Here is a 25,887-nt window from a genome sequence, read left to right on the forward strand (position 1 = left end):
GTCCTACGCAGCGTCGCTCTCTGCCCCTGACAGCCGGCTTTCAAGCGCGGCACCCAGATCGGCGTCGACGTTCTTCCAGTACTGGATTGCACGGGCGCGAATGTCATCGTTCACAACGGCACCGACGTGTCCGGTGATGGTGTCGAGAAAGCGTGCCTTCGCCGCATCATCCATAACGTCGCGGTAAAGCGTGCCAGCCTGCCCGAAATCGGAGTCCTCACTGCGCAACGCCTGCGCGGTGCGCACGAGCTCGCCGTCACTGGCGAACCCGGCTGCGTCACCGGCCGCCTGCGGATCGCCATGGGGTCCACCGAACGAGTTCGGGGCGTACACCGGCCTGTCAGAGGGCGGGAATGCGTAGCGAGTCTGACCGTCCTTCGAGTACGAGTTGACCTCGACCTTTGGCGCGTTCACCGGAAGTTGAGCGTGGTTCGTACCGACACGGTAACGGTGGGCGTCTGCGTAGCTGAAGATGCGCGCCTGCAGCATCCGGTCGGGGCTCGGGCCGATTCCGGGAACGAAGTTCGATGGGGCAAAAGCCGCCTGCTCGATCTGCGCGAAGTAGTTCTCAGCATTGCGATTGAGCTGCATAGTCCCGACCCTGATGAGCGGGTAGTCTGCGTGCGGCCATACCTTTGTTACGTCGAACGGGTTGAATCGGTACGTCTTGGCGTCGTCATACGGCATGATCTGCACTGACAGCGTCCACGAGGGGAAGTCGCCTCGGTTGATCGCCTCGTACAGGTCGCGCTGGTGATAGTCGGCGTCCTGACCTGCGAGCAGCTCGCCTTCGTCATTAGAGAGCGTCTTGATGCCCTGGTCGGTCTTGAAGTGGTACTTCACCCAGAACCGCTCGCCTGCCGCGTTGATCCACTGATACGTGTGCGAACCGAAGCCGTCCATGTTTCGCCAGGATGCCGGGAGGCCGCGATCTCCGAGCACCCACGTCACCTGGTGGGCAGACTCGGGCGAGTTGGTCCAGAAGTCCCACTGCATGTCGTTGTCGCGAGTGTTGATGCCGGGGAGGCGCTTCTGCGAGTGAATGAAGTCGGGAAACTTGATGCCGTCGCGAATGAAGAACACGGGAGTGTTGTTTCCCACGAGGTCGTAGTTGCCCTCTGATGTATAGAATTTCAGGGCGAATCCTCGAGGGTCGCGCCAGGTGTCTGGCGATCCCTGCTCGCCGGCAACGGTAGAGAAGCGTGCAAGCATCTCCGTTGTCGTCCCCTTCTGAAACACTGCTGCCCGTGTGTATGCGCTCACGTCTTCGGTGGCCTCGAAGGTGCCGAAAGCGCCGCCGCCCTTCGCGTGAACGACCCGCTCAGGAACCCGCTCACGGTTGAATTGCGCAAGCTTTTCGACAAGGTAATGGTCGGTGAGGGCGATCGAGCCATCGGATCCGACGGTCTGCGAGTAGCCGTCGGCTGCGACCGGCGCACCCGTTGTGGTTGTTGTGACCGGTGTTTCAGACATACTTCTCCTTGCGTGTAGGCATGGTCGATAACGCGACCGGTCGGTCGCGCGTCTGGAAGAAAGTTTTAGGCCCTCTGCTCTTGGCAGTCGGGACACACACCCCAGAATGTGACGTCTGCGGTCGAAATAGCGAAGCCTGCAGTGTTCGATGGCGTGAGGCACGGAGCTTCGCCGATGACGCAGTCCACATCGCTCACGGCGCCGCACTGCGTGCAGACGACGTGATGGTGGTTGTCTCCGATGCGTCGCTCATACAGAGCGGGAGACCCTGCAGGCTCGATCCGGCGCACGAGGCCAACGTCGGTGAGTGCCGAAAGCACACCGTATATCGCTTGCAGCGAGGTATCTGGAAGATCGCGAAGAACCTCATCGAAGATCGCCGCGGCATCAGCATGCTGACGAGTTTCGAGCACACGCAGCACCGTCCGCCTCGGCGCCGTGGCCTTGAGCCCCGCGTCGCGCAGCGCTGTGCTGAACTCGGCCTCGGTCATCGTGTGCATGGGTCAAGTGTAACACTTGTTTTGACTCAGTCAAAAGAACTGGATGCAGTGATCCGTCGCCCCGCCTATGCCGCGGTGAGTGTCGTCGCACCCGATTCAAACGCGTCGAGATCACCAGTTTCGCCCTCGCGCGATGCACGGCGACCCACAACGAGCATGTAGGTGAGGAATGCGGCGAGCGCGAGCGTTCCGATTCCAATCTTGATCGTCCACCCGAGCGTCGGGTTAATCTGTTCCTGCAGCGGCCACGGTGTCACGAAGCCCTCGACGATGCCCGACATGAAGAGCGCAATGATCAACCCCACGACGACAGTGATCAGGCTTCGCCCCTCGTGAGCGATCGAGTCGAGTCGGGTGCGTCTTCCCGGCGCAATCCACGACCAGAAGATCCGCAGACCGGCGGCGGCAGCCACGAAGATGCAGGTCATTTCAAGCTGACCGTGCGGGGCAATAAAGAGGAAGAAGACGTCGCCCTTGTCATAGGCGAACATGACAGCCCCCGTGATGCCAAGGTTCTGAGCATTCTGCAGTACGACATAGGGAACCCAGACTCCCGTGATGCCGAACGCGATGCACTGCGCAGCGATCCACGCGTTGTTCGTCCAAACACGTCCAGCAAACGACGCAGCAGGGTTCTCGGAGTAGTAAGAAACGAATTGATCGTGCGCGAGCGACGAAAGATCGGATTCACTGCCGAGGTTAGCGAGCACGCGAGGGTCCTGCGATGCCCAGACGCCGAATGCCAGAGCGATCAACACCGTCGCTGCGGTCACGGCCAATGTCAGCCACCGAAGCCGGTACAGGGCAGCGGGTAGCTGCAACAGAAAGAAGCGCGGCAACTGCGACAGTGCGTTACCCGAGGCCCCGGTGAAGCGAAGCCGAACTCTCGAGAGCAAGACGCTGAGGCGATCCCCCACAGCTGTTGATCCCGCCGTCGTCTTGATCGCAGACAGCTGTGCTGCCGCCCCCTGGTAGCGCGTGATCAGCTCATCGGACTGCGTACCGGTGAGTCGTGGTGTGCGCGAAAGCTCGTCAAGCCGTTCCCAGTCGGAACGGTGGGCTTCGGTGTAGGCGTCAAGGTCCATCTGATTAGATGATACCCATGAGTGCAGCCGTCTCCTTCTCTCGCGAGGCCGACGAGTTCGTGACGGGCGAGGCAGTCGCGCTCGATGTGCGTTCGACGAGCTTTCTTCTCCGCGCCGCTGGCTCGATGATCGACGTGCTCGTCTCCCTCATCGTCGGCGGGCTTCTCGCGCTGCTGTTCGTGACGATGGCGGCACAGACGGGGATGGATCCCGCTGCAATGCAGGCATTTCTGATCTCGATCATCGTCGTTGCAACGATCGCCGTGCCCACCGGAGTTGAGCTTCTCACGCATGGCCGATCCCTCGGTCGGCTTACCGTCGGGGCGCGCATCGTCAGGGATGACGGTGGAGCTATCGGTTTCAGGCACGCATTCATTCGTGCTCTCGTGGGGTTCTTCGAGATCTATATGACGCTGGGTGGCGGTGCCGCTCTCGTTGGCCTGCTGAATTCCAAGGCCAAGCGCATTGGCGACATGCTCGCCGGAACGTATTCGCAGCATGAACGGGTTCCGCGCGTCAGGCCAGCCGCCTATCCTCTACCGCCGCAACTGGCCTCGTGGGCGCAGATCGCCGACGTCGCGAGACTGCCTGACCGTGTGGCACGGCGCATCGCCCAGTTTCTCTCTCAGGCACCGAGCATGACGCCACCATCGCGTGCGCGACTGTCTCTGGAGCTCGCGAATGACGCAGCGCCGTTTGTCTCGCCTGTGCCGTCCGTCGATCCGATGACGTTTCTTTACGCCGTTGCCGCTCTGCGCAGAGAACGAAGCTACCGAGCGCTCATGCTCGAGCGCGAGAGGCTTGAGCGACTACGCCCCGTGCTCTCGGGCAACCCGAATGGGTTCCCTGAGCGCCAACTCCCCGATTCGCAGCCGCGCCCCACCCAGGTTTGATTGTGCCGCGAACCCCTTAGTACCGGTAGTGATCGAGCTTGTATGGCCCCTCGACGTCAACGCCGATGTAGGACGCCTGCTCGGCTGAGAGGCTCGTGAGCTCAACGCCGAGAGCCTCGAGGTGCAGTCGCGCGACCTTCTCGTCAAGTCGCTTCGGCAGCACGTGCACATCTGTCGAGTAGTTCTCGCTGTGCGTGTGCAGTTCGATCTGAGCGAGCATCTGGTTGGCAAACGAGTTGCTCATCACAAATGATGGATGCCCCGTGGCATTGCCGAGATTCATCAGGCGACCCTCGCTAAGCACGAGCACCGACCGACCGGTTGGCAGTCGCCATTCGTGCACCTGAGGCTTGATCTCGATCTTGACAACACCATCGATAGCGGCAAGTCCGGCCATGTCGATTTCATTATCGAAATGCCCGACGTTCGCGACGACCGCGAGGTGCTTCATGGCCAGCATGTGCTCGGCACGCACGACTGCTCGGTTGCCTGTGCACGTGACGACGATGTCTACCTGGTCGACGACAGATTCGAGGGCTGCCACCTGGTAGCCGTCCATTGCCGCCTGAAGAGCGCAGATGGGATCGATCTCAGACACGATCACGCGGGCGCCCTGCCCGCGCAATGCCTCGGCTGCCCCCTTGCCCACGTCGCCGTAACCGACGACGAAGGCGGTCTTGCCGCCGATGAGTACGTCTGTAGCTCTGTTGAGGCCGTCGGGAAGCGAATGTCGAATTCCGTAGCGGTTATCGAACTTTGACTTCGTCACTGAGTCATTGACATTGATCGCTGGGAACAGCAACTCGCCGTCCCGCGCGAGCTCGTACAGTCGGTGCACTCCCGTCGTCGTCTCTTCGGTGACACCTTCCAACTCCGCAGCGATTCTCGTCCAGCGGTCACCGGATGCCGCAAGCGAACGACGCAGCACAGCGAGCACGACACGGAACTCGTCGCTGTCGGCATCCGACGCTTCGGGCACCGCTCCCGCAGCCTCGAATTCGCGACCCTTGTGAACGAGGAGCGTCGCGTCGCCGCCGTCATCGAGAATGAGGTTGGGGCCGATCCAGCGCTCCCCTGCGGCCTCGGCCTCGCTGCTCCAGTCGAATATGCGATCGGTGCACGCCCAGTATTCCTCGAGCGTCTCGCCTTTCCACGCGAAGACGGGAACACCGGCGGGTTGGTCGATGGTTCCCTCTGTTCCGACCACAACTGCTGCGGCGGCCTCATTCTGCGTCGAGTATATGTTGCAGCTGGCCCAGCGCACCTGCGCGCCGAGCGCCACGAGCGTTTCGATGAGCACGGCAGTTTGCACGGTCATGTGCAGAGATCCGGCGATGCGTGCACCCGCCAGCGGCTGTGCCTCACCATATTCTTCGCGTAGCGCCATAAGCCCCGGCATCTCGTTCTCGGCGAGTCGAAGCTGGTGACGGCCCGCTTCAGCGAGCGTGATGTCGGAGATCTGAAAGTCGAAGGGTGCGGTGCTGGTCATTCGGCTATTCTCCCATGCGCGTCAGCTGCGAATGAGAGAAAGCACCTCATCGCGCACAGACTCCATGGTCGCCACATCTTCGCCCTCGACGTTGAGTCTCACAAGAGGCTCTGTGTTCGACGGACGCACGTTGAACCACCAGAACGGCTCGTTCTTCGGCGTGATTCCTGTTGCAGTCAGACCATCCATCTCGTCAAACTCGGCACGACCCTGAAACGCGTCGACAATGCGAGCGTAGGTTTCGGGAACATTGTCGACGGTCGAGTTGATCTCTCCCGACTGCTCGTACGGACTGAACTCGGCTGCGAATTCGGAGAGCGGCAGCGGCTGCGAGCCAAGCTCCGCGAGAACGTGCATGGCGGCGAGCATTCCGTTGTCGGCACCCCAGAAATCACGAAAGTAATAGTGGGCGGAGTGCTCTCCACCGAAGATCGCACCGGTCTCACGCATCTGCGCCTTGATGAGCGAATGCCCGACGCGCGTGCGCACCGGCTCCGCACCGTGCTCGTCGATGATCTCGGGAACGAAGCGCGACGTAATGAGGTTGTGCAGCACCTGAATCGTGTCTGTCGACCCGTTCGAACGCTCGCGGGCAATCTCACGCACGGCAACGATCGCCGTCACGGCCGATGGACTGACCGGGTCACCCTGATCATCAACGACGAAGCAGCGATCGGCGTCACCGTCAAAAGCGAGCCCCGCATCGGCGCCGCTGTCAACGACGGCGCGCTTCAGGTCGACGAGGTTCGCCGGGTCGAGCGGATTTGCCTCGTGGTTGGGGAACGTCCCATCGAGCTCAAAATACATGGGGATGACCTCGACGGGAAGCGCGTCAAGCCCCGCGGCCCTCCCGAGAACCGCGGGCACCGTCATGCCGCCCATTCCGTTGCCCGCGTCGACAACGATCCGCAGCGGTCGAATCTGCTCGAGGGGAACAAATGTTCGCAACGCACGCGCGTAATCTGCAAGCACATCGGCGGAACGCTCCGATCCGGGAGCCTCGGTCGAGGGAATGCCTGACTCCAGGTAAGCAATTGCACGATCTCTGATGGCGCCGAGCCCCGTGTCGAACGACAGTGACTGCGCCCCGGGGCGGGACATCTTGATTCCGTTGTATGTCGCCGGGTTATGGCTCGCCGTGAACATGGCGGCGGCAGCATCCATTGACCCCGACGCGAAATAGCTCTCGTCAGTGGAACACAGACCGATGGAGACCACGTTGGCTCCCCTGGCCCGAGCGCCCGAGGCGAAGGCTGCGGCGAACCGGGGGGACGAGTCACGCATATCGTGGCCGACGACCACGTCGGCTCCGGCCGCATCGATCTCGTCGACGAACGCCGCTCCAACCGCCTCGATGATCTCGTCGGTCAGGTCGACATCGACAAGTCCGCGCACATCATATGTTTTCACGGCGGCAGTGAGTCGCTCGGCCGCCGACCGTCCGTGTTTCGTGCCCACTATGCCTCCGTCTGGCTTACGTGTCTGATGATCTGCCATCCTTGCGGAGTGGAAAGCCGTTCGGTGTGGATTGCGCACAAATCATAGCTGTGCGGTTCTCGTGACAGGCCAAGCGGGCCCAGCACTGCCATCTGATCGGCGTAATCATAGGTGAGCGTCGAGACGGCCTCTCGGCTACACCCGACTCGGGAACAGATTCTTTCATCCATCCGCATCAGTTTACGATGACTTCTGCTTCCGCACGTCACCCCAGAGCGGGGCTCTCCTGGCCTACGATTGAAATATGGGCAGACGGATCTCTGGACGAGGCAGGCGGGAGATGTTTCCACGCCCAGCGCACCGTCATGACAGGCACGGGCGCTCAGGCAGAAGCTCGGTGCTGCGGCCACCGCTTCGTCCCCTTGCCGGCCGAAGCGATCTGTTCTCTGTGAGTGTTGGCGCCGCGGCCGAATACCTGCGCGGCGCTTATCCCCACGAGTTGGGCGACGTGACGTTCTTGCTGGCAAGCATGCCGACGTCGGCACAGCACGGTGACGGAATCGACCGCTGGAGTATCGACAGGGAAGCACGAAAGATCGTGTTGTACCGGGTTCCTGTGCAACGCCTCACCCGGCTGCATATGAACGACGATCTTCACCGACGCATGGCCGCCGAGAGCTGCACATTTCAGGCCGCAGCCGAATATCTCGGCCTTGACCCATGGGATCTCGACCTCGGCGGGCACGACCCGCACTGATCTCAGCGCACAGAGACGTCGATCGGCTCCGACGCTGGCTTCGGTGCGGTGATGGTGAACGATGACACTGAGTTACCTCCCGCGTAGCTCACAACAGCGAGTACACCGGCATCGGGCGTGACGGTCACGGGGCCTTCGAGGGGGTAGGTGTAGGAGGCTCTCGTATCGATTGTCACTGATTCGGTGCCGATCTCGACAGTCGCCTTCGTGTCACTGGCGTTGTGGAGCACAAGGCTTCGCCCTGGCCCCGATGCCGCATCGACGACGAATGGCGTTTCGAGTTCTGCCGCCGAGGCAAACCACGAGAAGTCTCCAGCTTTGTCTTCGGAGACGCTCGTTCGCGCCGCGGCAACGACGGGCTGACTGGCGTCGACGTGAATGCTGTAGCGCCCAGAAGGCAGATCACCCAGCGGATATTCGCCCACCGCACCCTTTGTGATGTCAACCTCCATCGTCGACACGTCCTTGCCCGACTCGTCGGTGATCGTCGCCGAGACATGAGTGGGCTTGCCGCTCGGAGAGAAGACGCGCAGCGCGGGGCGACGGTCATCGTATTCCTGCGTGGACGTCTCGGGCTGTCCCGAGTAGATCTGCACACCGGGAATCGTCGTTGATTCCGAAGGGTCTGCGCCGCGACCGGCCATCTCGATGCCTGCTGGCACGAGGCCGCGAATGGATGACTGTTGCACCCACGACTGAATGTCGGCCCCCGTGCTCGTCACGTGCACGACCGGCGTTATCGTGTTGGGCGCGATGCCCGCGAGAGAAACGACCTTCTGCGTTCCTGCCTCCACAACAATCCCGAGTCCGTTCGGGCTGTCGATTGGGCCGTTCTCGCCGGTGACGGCAATATCGACTGTCGCGTCGACACCAGATGGATTGTTGAGCATAACGAGACTTGTGCGACCAATATCGGTCGAGCCCGCGACAAGCCAGGCCCCAGAGCTCGTTTCCTGGCACTCCGCCGCGGCAAACCCTGCGAGCGTGTCCGTTCCGACGGACTGAGATTGGCTCCCACTCATCGTGTCTGAGGAAGCCTCGGTCGGCAGCGTGAGCGTTGCCGGCCCATGTTCGTCAGAATTCACATCGGGTGCCTTCAGCCATGACGGATCGACAGAGATGCCTTCATCATCCGAGGCGACGACCTTCGGGCTCCCCACAGGCGTGAGCGCTGTTGCGGCGGCAGCGTCTTTACCGACCTCGAGCACACTTCCCGGGCAGGTTCGCAGCTGATCGGCTGCCTCAGGAGTCACGGTCGTCTGAGAGGCGTCGGCGCTGTAGTGCGGCAGATCGACAACCAGCGCGGCACCGACAAGAACGGCGAGCCCGAAGGCCGTCGCGGCTCCAGCTCCAATGCGCATTCCGAAGCGCAGTCGCTTATCCACGGTCATCCTCCGTTTCGTCGTCTCTCGAACGTGCCGACGGCTCAACACCTGGAAGCGAAACGACGTCCGCCCATTCCGGTTCGGCCTCGGCATCCGGGTCGGCGAGGAAATCTTGGTCATCAAGGGGATCGCGCACCACCATGCCCTCGCCGTGCTCCCGGCGCCCGACGGTGCGCGGACTCATGCGTGCGGCCTCACGGGAGCTGCTCGTGGGAATAGCCACAAGCAGAGCGATGAGTGTCATAGCGATCAGTGCTGCGAGAGAGAGAACAGTGCCGACTGACTGTACGTCTCCGGACTCGCGACCCGTCACGTCGTCTGCCGTGCGCCACAGTGTCCCGACTTCTGTCTCTCCGACGTTCTCGAGTTCGGCATTCGCATCGAGCGCGGTCTCGGCTCGAACCGCGACGGCCTGCAGTTTTTCGCTCGCCGAATCGGGTGTTGTTGAGAGCAGCAGAAACTCGATTCCCTGCTTCTGCAGGTCGGGCGTGAAGGCGTGGCCGCTCACGGAGACGATATTTCCGGTCAGACGTGCAAGGTCGTCGTTCGCATCAGCGACGAGAGCGCCCGTGTTGACAAGCGTCGATTGGCTGTCGAGAAACTCTCCCTTGCCACGGATTACCGTCGCAACGACGGTGCCGTCGTCGGTTGGGCTGATGCGCAGAGTTCCCAGCCCCGGGTCGTCATCAGCTGCGGCGGTGACATACGCGGGAAGAGTGCGTCCGTCGCTCGATGCAACGGCGCCCGCGCCGAGAGGCACAATCAGTAGGGCTGGGAGGGCAAGAGTGGCAATCGAAACACCGGCAACGATCGCCGGGATGTTCCCACGGGCTCTGAGGCTGTCGCAGGTCGACACAGCTGCGCCGACAATGCCAAGCCACATGAGGCTGAGCCCCGGCCCGGGCCAGATGCTGGTCGGCTCGACGCCGACAAAGGTGACGGCAATGTGTGCGGCTCCCACCGCCGTTGCGAAGCCGAGCGCTGCCATACCCCACAAGGCGACACGGCGCGTCGCACCGGGAAGGAAAAGACCGTAGAGACCGATGAGAGCGATGATTCCCACCAGCACGGGGATGCCGATGTCGATGAGCGCTGGCGGCAGACCTAGGGCGTCGGCTGCATCGCGCCATCCGGCAAACCCGGCCTGCGGGAGCCCGAGGAGCAGATCGGTGACGCTGACGCCGGGTGAGCCGAGCGGTTTGCCCGGGTCGGCAAGCAGAGCGATCCAGCGGCCGCCCTCGACCCCCTGCTGCCACATGAGCGGCCCGAACAGCGCGAGGAACGGTGCAGGAATGAACAGCACACGACCGAAGCGTGCACGTGCGATCAGCACAGCTGCGAGCCACAACAGCAGCAGGGCGGGAATCAAAGAGGGCGCGCAGGCCGCGACAAGCGCAAGCAGAAGGGATGCCGCTGCAGCAGCGCCCCAGGAACGCGACGCAACGACACCCGCCGAGAAGAGCACAGGAAGCAGAATGTGGGCGACGACGGCTGCGGGTCGGCCTTCCGCGAGCGCAATGAGAAAGGTCGGTGACAGTGTCCACGCGATGGCTCCGACGTTCCGGAAGCCGCTACGCTCCGTGAGTCGAGTCGTCGCGAACCACGCGGTCAGCGTGGCGAGCGGCAGCGCAAGAATCCAGAGAACCACGAGCGAATACGATGGCTGCCAGAACGTGAGCGTGCCGAGTATCGCCAGCACCACAGCAAACGGGTCGGCCGCCCCAACGAAGCCGTCACCGACACTTCGCCAGCCGTAACCGATGTTCTGCCACAACCCCCAGACATCGTCGGTGAGTGGAAGAAGACCACCGCCAGACAGGGTGGTTGCGGGAACGAACCGGATAAACAGGATCGCCCCGACAACAAGCGATGCAAGCATGATCCAGGCGCCACCGCCCGTGAAGAACCGCAGATCGCTCCGCTCAACGGAACCGAGAGGAACGCCGTCTTCACGTTCGAGCCGTTTGCGACGGGTATGTTCGCGAGTCGAAATCTTCAGGTCAGCGAGCGATGACCATCCGACGGTCTTTGCCGAAGCAAGCCTGCGGCGCGCAGCGGGCACGCGCGTTCCGCCGAACGCCACCCATGCAGCTGCACGAAACTCCGCCGCGATCAGCTCCGGCTGCTTTCGCACGAGAAGCCAAATTGACCGCAGGATTGCAAGAGGGATTAACAGAAGCCAGTGCCAGAAGACCGACACCCCTGGCGCATACACAAGTCGTCGGTGAAGCTCAGCAGTTCTCGACAGCCGAGCGCGCCGCTGTTTGACGCTCCAGCGACGAGACCGCGGGGCGCCGGCGATGCCGTCCCCAGACACGGCAACCATGGATCCCGGCGCGAGGACAACACGTTTTCCGGTGAGGCGAGCGCGAATGCAGAAGTCGAGGCCGTCATCGATGGGCCCGAGGGCCGGGTCGAAACCGTTCAGATCACGCCACACCGTTCGGCGTACGAGCATACCGGGCGAAGCAACGGCCAGAACGTCGCTCATCGTGTCGTACTGGCCCTGATCAAGCTGATCATCCACGTACGCAACGGTCTTGCCGTGCGTCGTCACGGTCTCACCGATGCCCCTGAGTCGAGAACCGTCATTCCAGTCGACGAGTTTCGGTCCAGCGACTGCTGCCGACGGCGCCGTCTCGAAGCGAGCAAGCAGCAGCTCGAGTGCTCGTGCCTGCGGAGCGTTGTCCTGAGCGAGAAGCCAGAGAAACTCGTCGTCGCTCTCTGGATCAGCGAGGGTCCGTTCCCCCTCGGCCAACGCTCTTCCGAAAGTCAGCTGCTCCTTCGAGGTGACGAGTCGATCGACGTGGCGTTCCTCAAGGAGCCGCCGCACGTCGTCTGAGGCGTCGAAGGCGATTGCTATCACCGCATCGGCACGACGCGTCTGCTCGTCGAGCGCGTCGAGGGTGCGGCGCAGATGCTCGACGTCGCGATGGGCGACGACGAGTGCGGTGACTCGTGTTTCCATATGCGCTCAGCTTATGTCGGCTTCGTCAGCTGAGCCGTTGCGGCACGCCAATTAACGAAGTGGGGCGCCAGCAATGCAGATGCATTCCTGGCGCCCCCACTTCCGTGCAGATGAGCGCGTCAGCTCGCCTGTTTCTTGAGTCTCCGGCGTTCACGCTCCGACAGACCGCCCCAGATACCGAAGCGCTCATCGTTCATGAGCGCATACTCGAGGCATTCAGATCGCACTTCGCAACCATCGCATATGCGCTTGGCATCTCGAGTAGAGCCGCCCTTTTCTGGAAAGAACGCCTCTGGGTCGGTCTGCGCGCAGAGCGCATCTGCTTGCCATGCCAACGGATTGTCATCATCGACGTCCCGTCGAACTCCTGGGACCCCCAACTGAATCGGGTCAACGAACCAGTCATCGGGAACTCCGGAACGATATTCTGGCAATGCCATATCGTCTCCCCACCTTGTGTTACCCGCAACACGCCGGTTGGCGTGTTCAATAAATTACACCCCTGTAATTCGATTCGGTCAAGTCGTAGATGGTAAACCCTCAACTTACTATCGAGGGTTTACGACTCACCGGGTGTTACCTCATTGTGCTGTGCGGCGTGCTTCCCACGCGCTCGACACCATCTCGGAGAGGCTATGACGCATTGTCCAATTGAGGTCACGTGCGGCGCGTTCCCCCGTCGAAACGATGCGTGCGGGGTCGCCGGCACGTCGTGGCCCGATCTGCGGGGTGAAGTCAATTTTCGTGATCTCGGCGACGGTCTGCATAATCTGGCCGACGGAAACGCCGTCACCCGAGCCCAGGTTATACACAGGCTCAATCGACTCGCCTGCGTCGAGGCGCTGAGCTGCCGCGACGTGTGACGCAGCAAGGTCGGCAACGTGGATGTAATCACGAACGCACGTTCCGTCGGGCGTTGCGTAGTCGTCTCCGTTGATGCGCGGCGCCTGCCCCCCAAGCAAGGCGTCAAACACAATGGGAAACAGATTGTGAGGGCTCGTGTCGTAGACATCGGAATACCCGGATCCGACGACGTTGAAGTAGCGAAGCGAGGTGTGGGCGAGCCCCGTCGCATGTGCCTGGTCGCGCAGCATCCATTCACCGATGAGCTTCGATTCGCCGTACGGCGACTCGGGAGATTTCGGAGTGTCTTCCGTGACGAGATCGACGTCAGGCGTGCCGTACACCGCTGCACTCGATGAAAAAACAATCTTGTGGACAGCGGAATTTTGCATCGCCTGAAGAAGAACGGCTGTACCGGTGACGTTCTGCTCGTACGTGTGAAGGGGTTTCTGCACAGAGACTCCGGCGTATTTGAAGCCGGCGACGTGAACGACTCCCGTCACATTGTGCTCGGCGAACGTGCGCTCGAGAAGCTCGCGGTCAAGAATGGATCCGCGCACGAATGGAACCGACTCGGGAACGAACGAGCCGTGTCCGCTGGAGAGATCATCGAGAACGACGACGTCGATTCCCTCGGCACCGAACGCCCGAACGATGTGTGCGCCGATATACCCCGCGCCTCCGGTGACCAGCCAGGCCATGTGCCCTCCTCGAAATCATGACGGGGATGTTCACCCCGCAACGAGCATAGCGACGACGAAGCGGAGCGGCCACACGCGGATAGAATGGGGAGCTATGTCATTTTCGGTCTCGTATCCGCCTGAGCTGCCCGTCAGCCAGAAGCGTGATGACATCGCGGCAGCGATCCGCGATCATCAGGTGGTGATCGTCGCGGGAGCAACCGGCTCGGGAAAGACCACCCAGTTGCCCAAGATCTGCCTCGAACTGGGCCGCGACTCAATCGGGCACACGCAGCCGCGACGCCTAGCCGCACGAACGATCGCCGAGCGCATTGCCGATGAACTCGGCTCAGAGCTCGGCAGCACAGTGGGCTATCAGGTGCGCTTCACCGACCGTGTGTCGAAAGACACACGCATCAAGCTCATGACCGACGGCATTCTGCTGAATGAGATTCACCGCGACCGGATGCTGCGCGCCTACGACACAATCATCATTGACGAGGCTCACGAGCGAAGTCTCAACATTGACTTTCTGCTGGGCTATTTCAAGCGACTGCTGCCCGAACGCCCCGACCTCAAACTCATCATCACATCGGCGACGATCGACCCAGAGAGCTTCTCTCAGCACTTCGACGACGCTCCCATTGTGGAGGTGTCTGGCCGCACCTACCCTGTTGAAATCCGGTATCGCCCTCTCGTCGCCGACGACGGTGGTGACGAGTCTGATGACGAAGACGCCTCGCATTCGTCAACGGACGAGAGAACCGTTGTCGATGGCATCAGCGAGGCGCTCGACGAACTCGCCACAGAGTCACACGGCGACGTTCTCGTGTTTCTCAGCGGCGAAGCCGAGATTCGGGATGCCGCTGATGCGCTGCGCAGCAAGTTCGCTCATGAGCGCGGCGGCGTCACAGAAGTGCTCCCTCTCTTCGGGAGGTTGAGTTCGGCCGATCAGCACAAGGTTTTTCAGCCAAGCACCCTTGTCGGTGTCAAGAGGCGAGTCGTGCTCGCCACGAACGTCGCCGAAACGAGCCTCACTGTTCCCGGCATCCGCTATGTCATTGATGCCGGAACGGCGCGCATTTCGCGCTACAGCGTGCGGTCGAAGGTTCAGCGTCTGCCGATTGAGGCCATCTCGCAGGCATCGGCAAACCAGCGATCGGGGCGATCGGGGCGCACCAGTCCCGGAATCGCGATCCGCCTCTACTCAGAAGAAGACTTTGCGCGACGCCCCGAGTTCACCGAGCCGGAGATTCTGCGCACGAACCTCGCCGCTGTCATTCTGCAGATGGTTTCACTCGGGCTGGGCGAGATTCAGGAGTTTCCGTTTCTGCAGCCTCCCGACTCGCGAGGGATCAAAGACGGTGTCGACCTGCTCACCGAGCTCGGTGCCCTGAAACAGAGCGAGTCGGCCGAGAAACAATTGCGACTCACAACCGTCGGCCGAGATCTGTCGCGCCTGCCCATCGATCCTCGCTTCGCACGCATGGTCGTCGAATCGAAACGGTGGAGCACGTCGCGAGAGGTGCTGGTGATCGTCGCTGCCCTCACCATTCAAGATCCGCGAGAACGCCCGCTCGAGAAGCGTCAGCAGGCCGACGAACTTCACGGCAGGTTCACTGACCCGACCAGTGACTTCCTCTCGCTTCTCGGTTTGTGGAATTACCTCGAGAAGCAACAGAGCGATCTCTCATCAAGTGCCTTCCGCCGGCTGTGCAAACGCGAGTTTCTCAACTACCTCCGTGTGCGCGAGTGGCAGGACGTTGTGAGACAGCTGCGCCGGCTGGCGAAACCGCTTGGACTGACCATCGGCGAAGCCGCGGTGAATCCAGACGGCATCCATCGGTCACTCCTGGCCGGGCTTCTCTCGCATATCGGGCTGAAGGATGCGGCGGCAGCATCCGCGAGAAAGGGTCAGCGTTCGAGCGGACCGCCCAAGAAGGGGGATTACATCGGCGCCCGCAATACGCGGTTCGTGATCTTTCCGGGCTCAGCGCTGGCAAAGAAGCAGCCGACCGCTGTCATGAGCGCAGAACTCGTCGAAACGAGCAGGCTCTTTGCACGTATGAATGCCGCGATCGACCCAGCGTGGGCCGAACAGATCGCCGGAGATCTTTGCAAACGCAGCTATGCAGAACCGCATTGGGAGAAAAAGCAAGGTTCCGTTGTCGCGTTCGAGAAGGTGACTCTCTTCGGAGTGCCCATCGTTCCACGTCGCCGCATGCAGTATGCACGCATCGACCAGGCACTCTGCCGTGAATTGTTCATCAGGCACGCTCTCGTCGCCGGGGAATGGGACTCGCCGCAGACCTTCGACACAGCGAACACTCGGCTTCGACACGAACTTGCTCAGGTGGAAGAGCGCACGCGCAGGCGCGACATCCTGTTCGATGACGAAGCAGTCTTCGACTTTTACGATGCCCGTCTGCCGGCGGATGTCGTGTCGACACGCACATTCGAGGGCTGGTGGCGCAAAACTCGCGGGGCTACACCCGATCTGCTCACAATGAGACCTGGCGATCTGCTGCCTCAGGACGTTCCGACGGTTGACGAGCACGCTTTTCCGCAAACGTGGCGACAGGGGGACCAAACGCTGAAGCTCAGCTACCGATTCGAGCCGGGCAGCGAGGGCGACGGCGTCACCGCTACGGTGCCGCTTGCGCTGCTCCCCCGCCTCTCGCCCGCAGGCTTCGACTGGCAGGTGCCGGGGTTGCGCCATGACCTTGTGACGGCGCTCATCAAGTCCCTCCCGAAGCCGTTGCGCCGCAACATCGTGCCGGCGGCTGATTGGGCGACGAAGCTTCTCGCTGAGCTGCCCGATACTCCGCCAGAGCCCGACTCGACAGATGCCGATACGCTCACGGCGTCGTTGGCCATTGCGGTGAAGCGTCTGGCGTACATGCCCATTGAGGCGGCCGACTTCGACATCGATCGCGTACCCGACCATCTCAAGGTCACGTTCCGCGTGGTCGACGAGAAGGGGCGCGACGTCGCGGCGTCCAAAGACCTCCACAAGTTGCAACAGCGCCTTGGTTCCCGCATGCGCGACAGCGTGGCGCGCGTGGCAACGGCTCGAACTCCCAACCGCATCGAACGGCGCGGTCTGACGACGTGGGACTTTGAGGACCTGCCGCGCTACGTCGATACGAAGCAGGCTGCAGGCGTGATCCGCGGGTACCCCGCTCTCCTCGATGACGGCGACAACGTTTCGATTCGCATTGAAGCCTCAGAGCGCGAACAGCGAGCAGCGATGCCGGGAGGCATCCGCCGTCTCTTGCTCTTGGCAACGGCGAATCCCGCATCCTATGTGCAATCGCACCTGACGGCTGCAGAAAAGCTGACCCTCGGAGCGAGCCCCTATCCGTCGACCCCGCGCCTCTTCGACGATTGTCTTGTCGCTGTCGTTGACGACGTGCTCTTCCGCATGCATCCCGACGGCATGATCGTGACGCGCGCGCAGTTTGAAACGGTTCGTGACCGTGTGTCGACATCTGTTATGGACGCTATGTTCGAGACAGTGTCGCTCACAGCACGCACCCTGGCTGCGGCGCGGGAGGCGCAGAAGGCACTCTCAGAGGCGACAAGCCTCGCACTCCTTCCTGCCGTGAGCGACGCGAAGGCGCAGCTTGACGGCCTCATCTTCACGGATTTTGTCTCGCGCACGGGCAGGGCGCAACTTCAGCACCTGCCGCGATACCTCGCCGCAATCACGCACAGGGCGCAGAAGCTTCCCGATAACCCCAACAGGGACCGTGCCTGGATGCTCGACGTGCAGAAGGTGAGCGACCAGTTTGAGAAGGCGGGAGGAAGCATTCCGCTCGATCGTTTCGCGCCCGGTTCGATCGTGCAGGCACGATGGATGCTCGAGGAGCTGCGCGTGAGCTACTTCGCTCAGCATCTCGGAACAGCGTTCACTGTGTCGCCACAGCGCATCGCGAAGGTTCTCGCGGGTTAGTTCTCCCCCGTCGCCGCCGGGCGATCAGCATGATTCGACCACTGGCTCCACGAACCAGGGAAAACGGATGCCTCGATCCCGATCTCGTGCAGGGCAAGTGCCGTGTGCGCGGCTGTGATCCCCGAACCGCAGTACGTGCCCACGAGTGCGCCAGGCACCGCCCCGGCGCCGGCAAAGACGCGTCGCAGCTCCTCTGCATCCCGAAATCGACCGTCAGCGAGGTATTCCGCCGCCGGCACGTTGACGGCACCAGGAATATGGCCGGCGCGCGGATCGATCGGCTCGCTCTCTCCGCGGAATCGCTCGACAGCTCGCGAGTCGATGAGGGTTCCCTCCCCGGCAAGCGCGGCCGCATCATCCATGCCGACCGTGGGCAGATGTCCAGAGCTCAACTCCACATCTCCGACAACCGGCACGACGGTCCCCTTCTCCAGCGGCAGATCGGCAGCCGTCCACGCGTCGATTCCACCGTTCAGCACCCGCACGTCGGTGAGCCCAGCCCAACGCAGCAGCCACCAGGCCCGCGCAGCACCCATGTTGTTCCAGGCGTCATACGCCACAACGGTGTCGCCTTGTCGAATCCCCAGGCGTCGCGCCGTCGACTGCAGTTCGTCGATGCCGGGAAGCGGATGCCGTCCCTCTGTCGCGGGCAGCCCTGGCACGGAAAGGTCGGTTTCGAGATCGACGTACACGGCTCCCGGAAGATGACCGTGACCGTAGGCGCCTCGCCCATCGGGTTCCGCCAGAGTCCACCGCACATCGAGAAGCCGAACGGAACGGGGCCCCTGCAGCATCCGATGCAGCTGCTCTGCTGTGATGAGCGCCGAGGCCGTTTGTGCGTTCGTGTCGTCTGAGTGCGCCATGCGCGTCACCGCCGCCTCAACGTGAGAATCTGCTCGACGCGCGCGAACGGACCGGCGTCATCGTTCAGGATGCTGGAGGTCAGTCCGACCCCGTCCGGGCCGTATTGCTGAATTCCATCGATCCCGAGCCAGTCGCCGTGGGGCAGCCGGTGAATGTGAATCTGCAGGTCGACATTGGGGTACAGCAGCGTCGACGGATGCTCACGCCCCGAGAGCCCGTTCGCGGTGTCGGTGAGCCGCACAAGGTGAGCAAGGGGCGACACGTCACCGACGTCGATGAGCGGGTGCTGCGACTGCAACCACGTCTGCCGGGCACCGGGTCGCGGCTCTCCCACGTACCGGAACTCGAGTGACTCGATATAGCCCCCGGGCCACGGCGACATGCCATCCCACAGCTCTGCGTCGTGCAGCGGCGGCATCGGGGTATCTTCGACGCCCACCAGATCGCCGGTGTCTGATGTGGTCAGCAGCCAGGCCCGAGCGGAGATCGCGACGCGGTCCCCGCAGACCATTTCTGCCTGCACGAGTTCGATCGTGCGCCCGGGGCGAAGCACCTGCGTGCGCACCTCGAACGTGCCCGCGTGGATGATTCCGTAGATCTCAAAGCCGAGCCTCGCGATCCGCATGCCCACTGAGGCGAACTCGCGTTCAATCACCTCGGTCAGCAGGGCCGACGCCGGCGCCATATGCTGTTCGTGCTCATTCCAGGCGCCTTGCGCATGGATCGTCGATTCGAATCTCATTCCGCCGAGATCGCGGTAATACGGCTCGCTCATCCCGTTCAGTCTGCCACGAAGAGCAGTCAGCGCATCATCGACAGCAGGTGCTCGACGACCTCGTGCCGGGTCAGCCGTGCAAGAACCGGCAACTCGAGCACATATCGTCCATACACGACACCGACAATCGCTGTCGCCATGCGCCGCGCTCGCTTCTGCCCGAATGATTCGACCAGAGGTTCGAAGACGGCGCGCTGCAAATACTCCTGCATCGCCGCGGAGCCCGCCTCCCGTGAGCTCGCGAGGCGTGCCACCTCGACCAGCTGTGCCCCGTGATCGGGGTGCTCCCATTCGGAGACAAGCGCGCGGATGAGACGCTCGATGTCGATGTGCCCGTCGCGCCCGGCGGTTGCAGCAATCACCTGATGCGGGGCGACGCGGAGTGTGGTGACGGCGGCCAGCAGAGCATCGCGCGACCCGAAATGATAATTGACCAGAGTGTGGCTCACTCCGACTTCGTCTGCGAGAGCTCGCGCCGAGATCCGAGCAAGGTCGCCCGCTTCGAAATGGCGGTGTGCCGCGTCGAGAAGGCGACTGCGGGCTGAGGCTCCGCCCGCAGGGCGCCCGGGACGCTTATTGACCATGCTCGAATCTTTACACAGTTCGGGCAATGCTGACGCTATGAATACAACGTTTGAGACAGACTGCGTGATCGTCGGGGGCGGGCCCGCCGGATTGATGACAGGATTCCTTCTCGCTCGCGCTGGAATCGACACGATCGTCGTCGAGAAGCACTCTGATTTTCTGCGAGACTTCCGTGGCGACACTATCCACCCGTCGACTCAAGAGCTGCTCGGTGAGGTGGGTCTGCTCGACCATTTTCTCGATCGACCTCATGCCGACGTCGACAAGGTATCCGTGAGCTGGAACGGCGAAGAACTCACCCTCGCCGACTTTAGCCATCTGCCGACTCGGCGCAGGGTGCTCTCGTTCATGCCTCAGTGGGACTTCCTCGACATGATTGCTGATGCGTGTGAGCAACTCCCGTCGTTTCGACTCATTCGGTCGACACGGGTCGACGACCTGATTCGCGAGAACGGCCGGATTGCCGGGGTGACAGCGAGCGGCTCCGATGGCGAGGTCTCTCTCAGATCGAAGCTCGTGATTGGTGCCGACGGTCGCGACTCGCTTGTGCGCGCAGCGGCCGGGCTCTCGCCCATCGGTGCCGCTGCGGCAATGGATGTGCTTTGGTTTCGGCTTCCCAAGGGCCCCGGCGACACGTACCCGTTCATTCAGGCCGGGGCTGGCATGATCATCACGATTGACCGCGACGGCTACTTCCAAATCGCGCATGTGATTCCGGCCGGAAGCTGGTCGGGGTCAGCATCAGACCTTGAGACGATGAAACGTCGCATTGCGCAGATCTCGTCGCGCATGGCAGATGCTGCGACGCACCTCACTGCCGATGATGTGCACGTGCTTCGCGTCCGTCTCGAACGTCTGCGCCGCTGGTACGAGGACGGTCTCCTCTGCATCGGAGATGCAGCGCACGCCATGTCTCCGGCCGGCGGTGTCGGCATCAACCTCGCGATTCAGGATGCGGTCGCCGCCGCGCGACTCCTCGCCCCTGCGTTCCGTCGCGGCACGCCGACTCGCATCGATCTGAGACGTGTGCAGAAGCGCAGAAGCCTTCCCGCCCGCGTTACTCAGCGCGTGCAGCGCACACTCCAGGGCCCGCTGCTCTCCTCGCACGCGCCCGGAACGCCCCTTCCTCTCGCGCTTCGTCTGCTGCGAAAGTACCCGGCGATATCGCGACTTACTGGGCGCTTTGTCGGCCTGGGCATCCGCAGAGAGTCAACGCTCTCCTGACCCGTCCGCGCGTGGTAGCGCAGCGCTCCCGTCACGTTACTGGAGCCAGCGACTCAGAAGTCCCAGTCCTCGTCCTCCGTTGACACGGCCTTACCGATTACATACGACGAGCCCGACCCGCTGAAGAAGTCGTGGTTCTCGTCGGCGTTCGGTGACAGTGCCGAGAGGATCGACGGGTTCACGTCGGTTGCCGTGCTGGGGAACATCGGCTCGTAGCCAAGGTTCATCAGAGCCTTGTTGGCGTTGTAGTGCAAAAACTTCTTGACGTCCTCGGTGAGACCGACGCCGTCATAGAGGTCCTGCGTGTACTGCACCTCGTTCTCGTAGAGCTCGTACATCAGGTTGAACGTGTAGTCCTTAAGCTCGTCGCGCTCTGCCTGGCTGACCTTCTCAAGGCCCTTCTGGTACTTGTAGCCGATGTAATACCCGTGCACTGCCTCGTCGCGGATGATGAGCCTAATGAGATCTGCCGTGTTGGTGAGTTTTGCGCGACTCGACCAGTACATGGGCAGGTAGAAGCCCGAGTAGAACAAAAACGATTCGAGCAGCGTCGAGGCAACCTTGCGCTTGAGCGGGTCATCACCACGGTAGTAGTCCATGATGATCGCTGCCTTGCGCTGCAGGTTCTCGTTCTCCACAGACCAGCGGAACGCCTCGTCGATCTCCTTGGTTGAGCAGAGCGTCGAGAAGATCGACGAGTAGCTCTTGGCGTGCACCGACTCCATGAACGCGATGTTCGTGTAGACGGCTTCTTCGTGCTGAGTGACGGCGTCGGGAATGAGCGAGACGGCACCGACGGTTCCCTGAATCGTGTCGAGCAGGGTCAGCCCGGTGAACACGCGCATCGTCATCGTCTGCTCTTCAGGAGTCAACGTGTTCCAGGACTGCACGTCGTTCGAGAGCGGAACCTTCTCTGGAAGCCAGAAGTTTCCTGTCAGGCGATGCCACACCTCGACATCCTTCTCATCTTCGATGCGGTTCCAGTTGATGGCCTGCACCTGCTCGACCAGCTTCAGCTTCTCGGGAGGAGTCACGGGTTCTTACTACCTTTCAAAAATAACGATCTGGTCACAGCATGCACGAGACGCATTCCGTCACGTCGGTGCCTTCAAGGGCAAGCTGGCGGAGACGAATGTAGTAGATCGTCTTAATGCCCTTGCGCCATGCATAGATCTGTGCACGGTTGATATCGCGGGTCGTCGCGGTGTCCTTGAAGAAAAGCGTCAGTGACAGGCCCTGGTCTACGTGCTGCGTTGCCGCTGCGTACGTATCGACGATCTTCTCGTAGCCGATCTCGTAGGCGTCGGTGTAGTACTCCAGGTTGTCGTTCGTCATGAACGGTGCCGGGTAGTACACGCGACCGATCTTGCCTTCCTTGCGAATCTCAATCTTCGACGCGATCGGGTGGATCGACGACGTCGAGTTGTTGATGTATGAGATCGATCCCGTCGGCGGCACGGCCTGGAGGTTCTGGTTGTAGATGCCGTGCTCCTGCACCGATGCCTTGAGTTCGAGCCAGTCGTCCTGGGTCGGAATGTGAACGTTTGCGAACAGCTCACGCACGCGCTCGGTCTCCGGCTCCCACGCGGTGTCGGTGTACTTGTCGAAGAACTCCCCCGAGGCATATGTCGAATCGGAGAATCCGTCGAAGGTCTCGCCACGCTCCTTCGCGATCGCGTTCGAGGCACGAAGTGCGTGGAAGAGCACTGTGTAGAAGTAGATGTTCGTGAAGTCGATGCCTTCGGCGCTGCCGTAGTGCACACGCTCACGAGCGAGGTACCCATGAAGGTTCATCTGCCCCAGCCCGATGGCGTGCGAGCGATCGTTGCCGTCTTCAATGGAACGAACCGAGCTGATGTGGCTCTGGTCAGACACAGACGTGAGACCGCGAATCGATGTCTCGATGCTCAGCCCGAAGTCGGGTGAGTCCATCGTCAATGCGATGTTCTGCGATCCGAGGTTGCAGGAGATGTCCTTGCCAATCTGATCGTAGGACAGATCGGTGTTGTACGTGGTTGGTGTGTTCACCTGCAGAATCTCTGAGCACAGGTTCGACATGTTGATTCGACCCTTGATCGGGTTCGCCTTGTTCACCGTGTCTTCGAAGACGACGTACGGGTAACCGGACTCAAACTGGATCTCGGCGATCGTCTGGAAGAACTCGCGTGCATTGATCTTTGTCTTCTTGATGCGCGCGTCGTCGACCATTTCCTGGTACTTCTCGCTCACCGAGATGTCGCCGAATGGCACACCGTAGACCCGCTCAACGTCGTAGGGCGAGAAGAGATACATGTCCTCGCCCTTCTTGGCGAGATCAAAGGTGATGTCGGGGATCACGACACCGAGTGACAGCGTCTTGATGCGGATCTTCTCGTCGGCGTTCTCGCGCTTCGTGTCGAGGAAGCGCAGAATGTCGGGGTGGTGCGCGTTGAGGTACACGGCACCGGCTCCCTGGCGTGCTCCGAGCTGGTTGGCGTAGCTGAACGAGTCTTCGAGAAGCTTCATCACGGGGATGATTCCGGACGACTGGTTCTCGATCTGCTTGATCGGTGCTCCGGACTCACGAATGTTCGACAACAACAGCGCAACGCCTCCGCCCCGCTTTGACAGCTGAAGCGACGAGTTGATCCCGCGTGAGATCGACTCCATGTTGTCTTCGATGCGCAACAGGAAGCACGACACAAGCTCACCGCGCTGAGCCTTGCCCGAGTTGAGGAAGGTCGGTGTCGCTGGCTGGAAGCGTCCGGCGATGATCTCTTCTACAAGGCTGACGGCGAGCTTCTCATCACCGTTTGCGAGGCCGAGGGCCGTCATCACTACACGGTCCTCAAAGCGCTCGAGGTACCGCTTTCCGTCGAAAGTCTTCAGCGTGTATGAGGTGTAGTACTTGAACGCGCCAAGGAAAGTCTGAAAACGGAACTTCTTCGAGTAGGCGAGATCGTTGAGCCGCTGGATGAAGTCGAACGAGTACCGGTCGAGAACTGCCTTCTCGTAGTACTCTTTCTCGACGAGGTAGTCCAGCCGCTCCTTCAGCGTGTGGAAGAAAACAGTGTTCTGGTTGACATGCTGCAGAAAGAACTCACGCGCAGCCTCTTTGTCTTTGTCAAACTGAATCTCACCGTTCGGGCCATACAGGTTGAGCATGGCGTTAAGCGCGTGGTAATCCATGCCGCTCTCCGTCGCAATCGCGTCGGTCATTGTTGCTTCCAAAATTGGTCCAATCCTTCGTGAACGACGTTCACGTCGTCCGGGGTTCCGAAAAGTTCAAATCGATAGAGCGTCGGCACCGTGCATTTTGCCGAGATGATGTCGCCTGCGAGGCAATATGCCTCGCCGAAGTTCGTGTTCCCTGCGGCAATGACACCTCTGATCAGGTTTCGGTTTTCCTCATCATTGAGGAACCGGATCACCTGCTTGGGAACAGCGCCGTGGCCGTTTCCCCCGCCATACGTCGGCGTCACGAGCACGAATGGCTCGTCTACCTTCAGCCCGGGGTCTTTCGCGTACAGCGGTATTCGCCGAGCGGGCATCCCGAGCTTTTCGACAAACCGGTGCGTATTCCCCGAAATACTTGAGAAATAGACCAGTCGTGTCATTGCGAGTCACCTCCCATTACGGTGCGGGCGTGACGACGGGATGGTGCCGCCACGCAGAGCACGGCACCCGAGTGCCGCTAGCCGAGACGTGCAGCGAGCTCACTGATCTTGTCGGGACGAAACCCTGACCAGTGCTCGTCATCGGCAATGACGACGGGCGCTTGAAGATAGCCGAGGGCCTTAACCTGCTCAAGCGCCGATTCATCTTCAGAAAGATCGTGAACCTCGTACTCGAGACCCTTGCTGTCGAGTGCTCGGTAGGTCGCCGTGCACTGAACGCATGAAGGCTTGGTGTAAACCGTGATTGCCATGTTTGAAGACCTTTCCCTACCTAAAAATCTTATCGTTTCCCGGCATTCCCCCACCGGGCTTTCAATACTACATATAGTTCTCTGTTTTGAGGGGAACCCCTAGGGCTAGTAGTTACAGGGGTGTAGTTTTCCACTGGACTTTCCACCGATTTCGGCGAGTTATCCACCGTTTATCCACCGCTTACGCCTCACTGAATACAACACTGAAATGGGCGAATACCTGCCCTTTCGCCGCTGGGAATCTCCTCTTCATCCACAGCACGAAAATTACTCCAGCCCACTGACATTATTTGGGCGTGTCGGCGTGTCGGGGCAGGGCAAATTGCCGACACCGACATCGAGTCAGCTTCTGCTCCCGTGACCCGCTCGGTCAGGCGACGCCTTCTGTCACAAGTTCGGGTTCAACGCGTTCGAACGATTGCCGCAAGTCGCCGATCATTCGCGCGCAGGTTTTACGGATCTGTGACTCGCCGTCGAAATCAAAACCACGAACTCGAGCGTGAGTATCCGTGATCGCAACCACGGGTCGCGTGACGCGCATTCCCTTCGCTTGGAGCGAGTCGCTCAGGCGTCGCGACAACCTCTTCGCGTCGCGGCCGTACGTGACAAGCCCGACGCGCTTGCCTTCCCACTCGCGATTCAGGTAGTCAAGTGCGTTTCGCACGACGGGAGAGAATCCATCGCCATACGCTGGAGCAACGAAAATGACGGCATCGGTGCTCGTGACACGTTCGCTCCACGCTCGAGAATGAGCGTTGGCATACCCGTTTTCACCGCCAAGTATGGGCTCATCCATGAACGGAAGCTGCTCGTCCATCAGATCGACGAAATCAATGTCGATGTTAGGGACATCGCCAAGATGATCATGAACCCAGAGGGCAATTGGGAGGGCAATGCGCCCGGGACGGACGCTGCCGAGCACGAGCATGATGCGCAGGGGACGCTCGCTCGGCCGGGGGGAATTTATAGACATGGTCTCGATCTTCTGAGGAGTTTCGCAGGCGGGTACTTCCGGGGATTAGGCAGCTAGGGACTGGCCTTTCTCCATTCTGTTCCGGCCGCGCAGA

General features: G+C 61.4%; 22 protein-coding genes. 4 read left to right on the forward strand and 18 right to left on the reverse strand.

Translation table 11 applies throughout. The features are described 5' to 3' along the window. Positions 1-3 precede the first annotated feature (3 nt). The 3 genes from HCR76_RS10675 to HCR76_RS10685 form a co-directional block, all read right to left on the reverse strand. Positions 4-1,473: a catalase gene (locus HCR76_RS10675; protein WP_166992267.1), complete on the reverse strand. Its 1,470-nt coding sequence runs from the start codon at positions 1,471-1,473 to the stop codon at positions 4-6. Positions 1,474-1,538: 65 nt separating this feature from the next. Then, complete coding sequence (locus tag HCR76_RS10680) at positions 1,539-1,964, reverse strand: Fur family transcriptional regulator (protein WP_166992635.1); 426 nt, start codon at positions 1,962-1,964, stop codon at positions 1,539-1,541. 74 nt (positions 1,965-2,038) lie between these two features. Beyond that, positions 2,039-3,058 (reverse strand): stage II sporulation protein M, encoded by a 1,020-nt coding sequence (locus HCR76_RS10685; protein WP_166992264.1) that lies wholly within the window; start codon positions 3,056-3,058, stop codon positions 2,039-2,041. A 17-nt stretch (positions 3,059-3,075) separates the two neighbouring features. Here HCR76_RS10685 and HCR76_RS10690 point away from each other — a divergent pair, with 17 nt between their 5' ends. Beyond that, the gene (locus HCR76_RS10690; RefSeq protein WP_198248038.1) at positions 3,076-3,951 is read left to right on the forward strand and encodes an RDD family protein; all 876 of its coding nucleotides are present in this window, start codon (positions 3,076-3,078) and stop codon (positions 3,949-3,951) included. Positions 3,952-3,967: 16 nt separating this feature from the next. Here the strand turns inward: HCR76_RS10690 and ahcY are convergent, their stop codons facing one another. From ahcY to HCR76_RS10705, 3 genes are read right to left on the reverse strand one after another with little or no spacing between them, the layout of a single operon-like run. Further along, positions 3,968-5,440, reverse strand: coding sequence for an adenosylhomocysteinase (gene ahcY, locus HCR76_RS10695; RefSeq protein ID WP_166992261.1), 1,473 nt, complete (start codon positions 5,438-5,440; stop codon positions 3,968-3,970). A 21-nt stretch (positions 5,441-5,461) separates the two neighbouring features. Continuing rightward, positions 5,462-6,898: a phosphomannomutase/phosphoglucomutase gene (locus tag HCR76_RS10700; RefSeq protein ID WP_244971373.1), complete on the reverse strand. Its 1,437-nt coding sequence runs from the start codon at positions 6,896-6,898 to the stop codon at positions 5,462-5,464. Then, a complete protein-coding gene (locus tag HCR76_RS10705) occupies positions 6,898-7,107 on the reverse strand; it encodes a DUF3499 family protein (RefSeq protein WP_166992255.1) in 210 nt (69 codons plus the stop codon). The genes HCR76_RS10700 and HCR76_RS10705 overlap by 1 nt, the downstream gene beginning before the upstream one ends. Positions 7,108-7,181: 74 nt before the next feature. Between HCR76_RS10705 and HCR76_RS10710 the strand changes: the two genes are divergently transcribed. Next, on the forward strand, positions 7,182-7,634 hold the full coding sequence (locus tag HCR76_RS10710) for a hypothetical protein (RefSeq protein ID WP_244971374.1): 453 nt from the start codon (positions 7,182-7,184) through the stop codon (positions 7,632-7,634). Positions 7,635-7,636: 2 nt separating this feature from the next. On the opposite strand, the gene HCR76_RS10715 is transcribed toward HCR76_RS10710, so the two are convergent. From HCR76_RS10715 to galE, 4 genes are all read right to left on the reverse strand, one after another. After that, positions 7,637-9,025, reverse strand: a complete 1,389-nt coding sequence (locus tag HCR76_RS10715) for a DUF5719 family protein (protein ID WP_166992252.1) — start codon at positions 9,023-9,025, stop codon at positions 7,637-7,639. After that, the gene (locus tag HCR76_RS10720; RefSeq protein ID WP_166992249.1) at positions 9,012-11,987 is read right to left on the reverse strand and encodes a glycosyltransferase family 2 protein; all 2,976 of its coding nucleotides are present in this window, start codon (positions 11,985-11,987) and stop codon (positions 9,012-9,014) included. Before HCR76_RS10720 ends, HCR76_RS10715 begins: the two co-directional genes overlap by 14 nt. A gap of 119 nt (positions 11,988-12,106) precedes the next feature. After that, positions 12,107-12,427 carry a WhiB family transcriptional regulator gene (locus tag HCR76_RS10725; RefSeq protein ID WP_166992245.1) on the reverse strand — a complete coding sequence of 107 codons (321 nt, stop codon included), beginning with the start codon at positions 12,425-12,427 and terminating at the stop codon, positions 12,107-12,109. Between the two features lie 141 nt (positions 12,428-12,568). Further along, positions 12,569-13,531 (reverse strand): UDP-glucose 4-epimerase GalE, encoded by a 963-nt coding sequence (galE, locus tag HCR76_RS10730; RefSeq protein WP_166992242.1) that lies wholly within the window; start codon positions 13,529-13,531, stop codon positions 12,569-12,571. Positions 13,532-13,625: 94 nt separating this feature from the next. Here galE and hrpA point away from each other — a divergent pair, with 94 nt between their 5' ends. Then, a complete protein-coding gene (gene hrpA, locus HCR76_RS10735; protein ID WP_166992239.1) occupies positions 13,626-17,465 on the forward strand; it encodes an ATP-dependent RNA helicase HrpA in 3,840 nt (1,279 codons plus the stop codon). Here hrpA and HCR76_RS10740 read toward each other — a convergent pair. The 3 genes from HCR76_RS10740 to HCR76_RS10750 are packed head-to-tail and all read right to left on the reverse strand — an operon-like array spanning position 17,462 to position 19,688. Beyond that, a complete protein-coding gene (locus HCR76_RS10740; protein WP_166992237.1) occupies positions 17,462-18,328 on the reverse strand; it encodes a sulfurtransferase in 867 nt (288 codons plus the stop codon). The two genes, hrpA and HCR76_RS10740, sit on opposite strands and share 4 nt — an antisense overlap. Positions 18,329-18,333: 5 nt before the next feature. Then, a complete protein-coding gene (locus HCR76_RS10745; protein WP_166992234.1) occupies positions 18,334-19,104 on the reverse strand; it encodes a thioesterase family protein in 771 nt (256 codons plus the stop codon). A gap of 26 nt (positions 19,105-19,130) precedes the next feature. Then, entirely contained in the window at positions 19,131-19,688 is a 558-nt protein-coding gene (locus HCR76_RS10750; RefSeq protein ID WP_166992231.1) for a TetR/AcrR family transcriptional regulator, read from the reverse strand. Between the two features lie 37 nt (positions 19,689-19,725). Between HCR76_RS10750 and HCR76_RS10755 the strand changes: the two genes are divergently transcribed. After that, positions 19,726-20,913 (forward strand): FAD-dependent oxidoreductase, encoded by a 1,188-nt coding sequence (locus HCR76_RS10755; RefSeq protein WP_244971375.1) that lies wholly within the window; start codon positions 19,726-19,728, stop codon positions 20,911-20,913. A 53-nt stretch (positions 20,914-20,966) separates the two neighbouring features. Here HCR76_RS10755 and nrdF read toward each other — a convergent pair whose 3' ends face one another. The 5 genes from nrdF to HCR76_RS10780 all read right to left on the reverse strand — a co-directional run bounded on the left by nrdF (position 20,967) and on the right by HCR76_RS10780 (position 25,793). Beyond that, positions 20,967-21,947: a class 1b ribonucleoside-diphosphate reductase subunit beta gene (gene nrdF / locus HCR76_RS10760; RefSeq protein WP_166992225.1), complete on the reverse strand. Its 981-nt coding sequence runs from the start codon at positions 21,945-21,947 to the stop codon at positions 20,967-20,969. Positions 21,948-21,981: 34 nt separating this feature from the next. Then, complete coding sequence (gene nrdE, locus HCR76_RS10765) at positions 21,982-24,111, reverse strand: class 1b ribonucleoside-diphosphate reductase subunit alpha (RefSeq protein WP_166992222.1); 2,130 nt, start codon at positions 24,109-24,111, stop codon at positions 21,982-21,984. Further along, positions 24,108-24,509, reverse strand: a complete 402-nt coding sequence (gene nrdI, locus HCR76_RS10770; RefSeq protein WP_166992219.1) for a class Ib ribonucleoside-diphosphate reductase assembly flavoprotein NrdI — start codon at positions 24,507-24,509, stop codon at positions 24,108-24,110. Before nrdI ends, nrdE begins: the two co-directional genes overlap by 4 nt. A 77-nt stretch (positions 24,510-24,586) precedes the next feature. After that, a complete protein-coding gene (gene nrdH / locus HCR76_RS10775) occupies positions 24,587-24,820 on the reverse strand; it encodes a glutaredoxin-like protein NrdH (RefSeq protein WP_166992216.1) in 234 nt (77 codons plus the stop codon). 370 nt (positions 24,821-25,190) lie between these two features. Continuing rightward, complete coding sequence (locus HCR76_RS10780; RefSeq protein ID WP_166992213.1) at positions 25,191-25,793, reverse strand: NADPH-dependent FMN reductase; 603 nt, start codon at positions 25,791-25,793, stop codon at positions 25,191-25,193. Between the last annotated feature and the right edge of the window lie 94 nt (positions 25,794-25,887).

Origin of the sequence: Paramicrobacterium chengjingii, from assembly GCF_011751765.2 — a bacterium.
Lineage (GTDB): Bacteria > Actinomycetota > Actinomycetes > Actinomycetales > Microbacteriaceae > Paramicrobacterium > Paramicrobacterium chengjingii.

Coding starts and splice junctions, on each gene's coding strand:
- HCR76_RS10675 (WP_166992267.1), bottom strand. CDS start 1,473: ATGTCTGAAACACCGGTCACAACAACCACAACGGGTGCGCCGGTCGCA.
- HCR76_RS10680 (WP_166992635.1), bottom strand. CDS start 1,964: ATGACCGAGGCCGAGTTCAGCACAGCGCTGCGCGACGCGGGGCTCAAG.
- HCR76_RS10685 (WP_166992264.1), bottom strand. CDS start 3,058: ATGGACCTTGACGCCTACACCGAAGCCCACCGTTCCGACTGGGAACGG.
- HCR76_RS10690 (WP_198248038.1), top strand. CDS start 3,076: ATGAGTGCAGCCGTCTCCTTCTCTCGCGAGGCCGACGAGTTCGTGACG.
- ahcY (WP_166992261.1), bottom strand. CDS start 5,440: ATGACCAGCACCGCACCCTTCGACTTTCAGATCTCCGACATCACGCTC.
- HCR76_RS10705 (WP_166992255.1), bottom strand. CDS start 7,107: ATGGATGAAAGAATCTGTTCCCGAGTCGGGTGTAGCCGAGAGGCCGTC.
- HCR76_RS10710 (WP_244971374.1), top strand. CDS start 7,182: ATGGGCAGACGGATCTCTGGACGAGGCAGGCGGGAGATGTTTCCACGC.
- HCR76_RS10715 (WP_166992252.1), bottom strand. CDS start 9,025: ATGACCGTGGATAAGCGACTGCGCTTCGGAATGCGCATTGGAGCTGGA.
- HCR76_RS10720 (WP_166992249.1), bottom strand. CDS start 11,987: ATGGAAACACGAGTCACCGCACTCGTCGTCGCCCATCGCGACGTCGAG.
- HCR76_RS10725 (WP_166992245.1), bottom strand. CDS start 12,427: ATGGCATTGCCAGAATATCGTTCCGGAGTTCCCGATGACTGGTTCGTT.
- galE (WP_166992242.1), bottom strand. CDS start 13,531: ATGGCCTGGCTGGTCACCGGAGGCGCGGGGTATATCGGCGCACACATC.
- hrpA (WP_166992239.1), top strand. CDS start 13,626: ATGTCATTTTCGGTCTCGTATCCGCCTGAGCTGCCCGTCAGCCAGAAG.
- HCR76_RS10740 (WP_166992237.1), bottom strand. CDS start 18,328: ATGGCGCACTCAGACGACACGAACGCACAAACGGCCTCGGCGCTCATC.
- HCR76_RS10745 (WP_166992234.1), bottom strand. CDS start 19,104: ATGAGCGAGCCGTATTACCGCGATCTCGGCGGAATGAGATTCGAATCG.
- HCR76_RS10750 (WP_166992231.1), bottom strand. CDS start 19,688: ATGGTCAATAAGCGTCCCGGGCGCCCTGCGGGCGGAGCCTCAGCCCGC.
- HCR76_RS10755 (WP_244971375.1), top strand. CDS start 19,726: ATGAATACAACGTTTGAGACAGACTGCGTGATCGTCGGGGGCGGGCCC.
- nrdE (WP_166992222.1), bottom strand. CDS start 24,111: ATGACCGACGCGATTGCGACGGAGAGCGGCATGGATTACCACGCGCTT.
- nrdI (WP_166992219.1), bottom strand. CDS start 24,509: ATGACACGACTGGTCTATTTCTCAAGTATTTCGGGGAATACGCACCGG.
- nrdH (WP_166992216.1), bottom strand. CDS start 24,820: ATGGCAATCACGGTTTACACCAAGCCTTCATGCGTTCAGTGCACGGCG.
- HCR76_RS10780 (WP_166992213.1), bottom strand. CDS start 25,793: ATGTCTATAAATTCCCCCCGGCCGAGCGAGCGTCCCCTGCGCATCATG.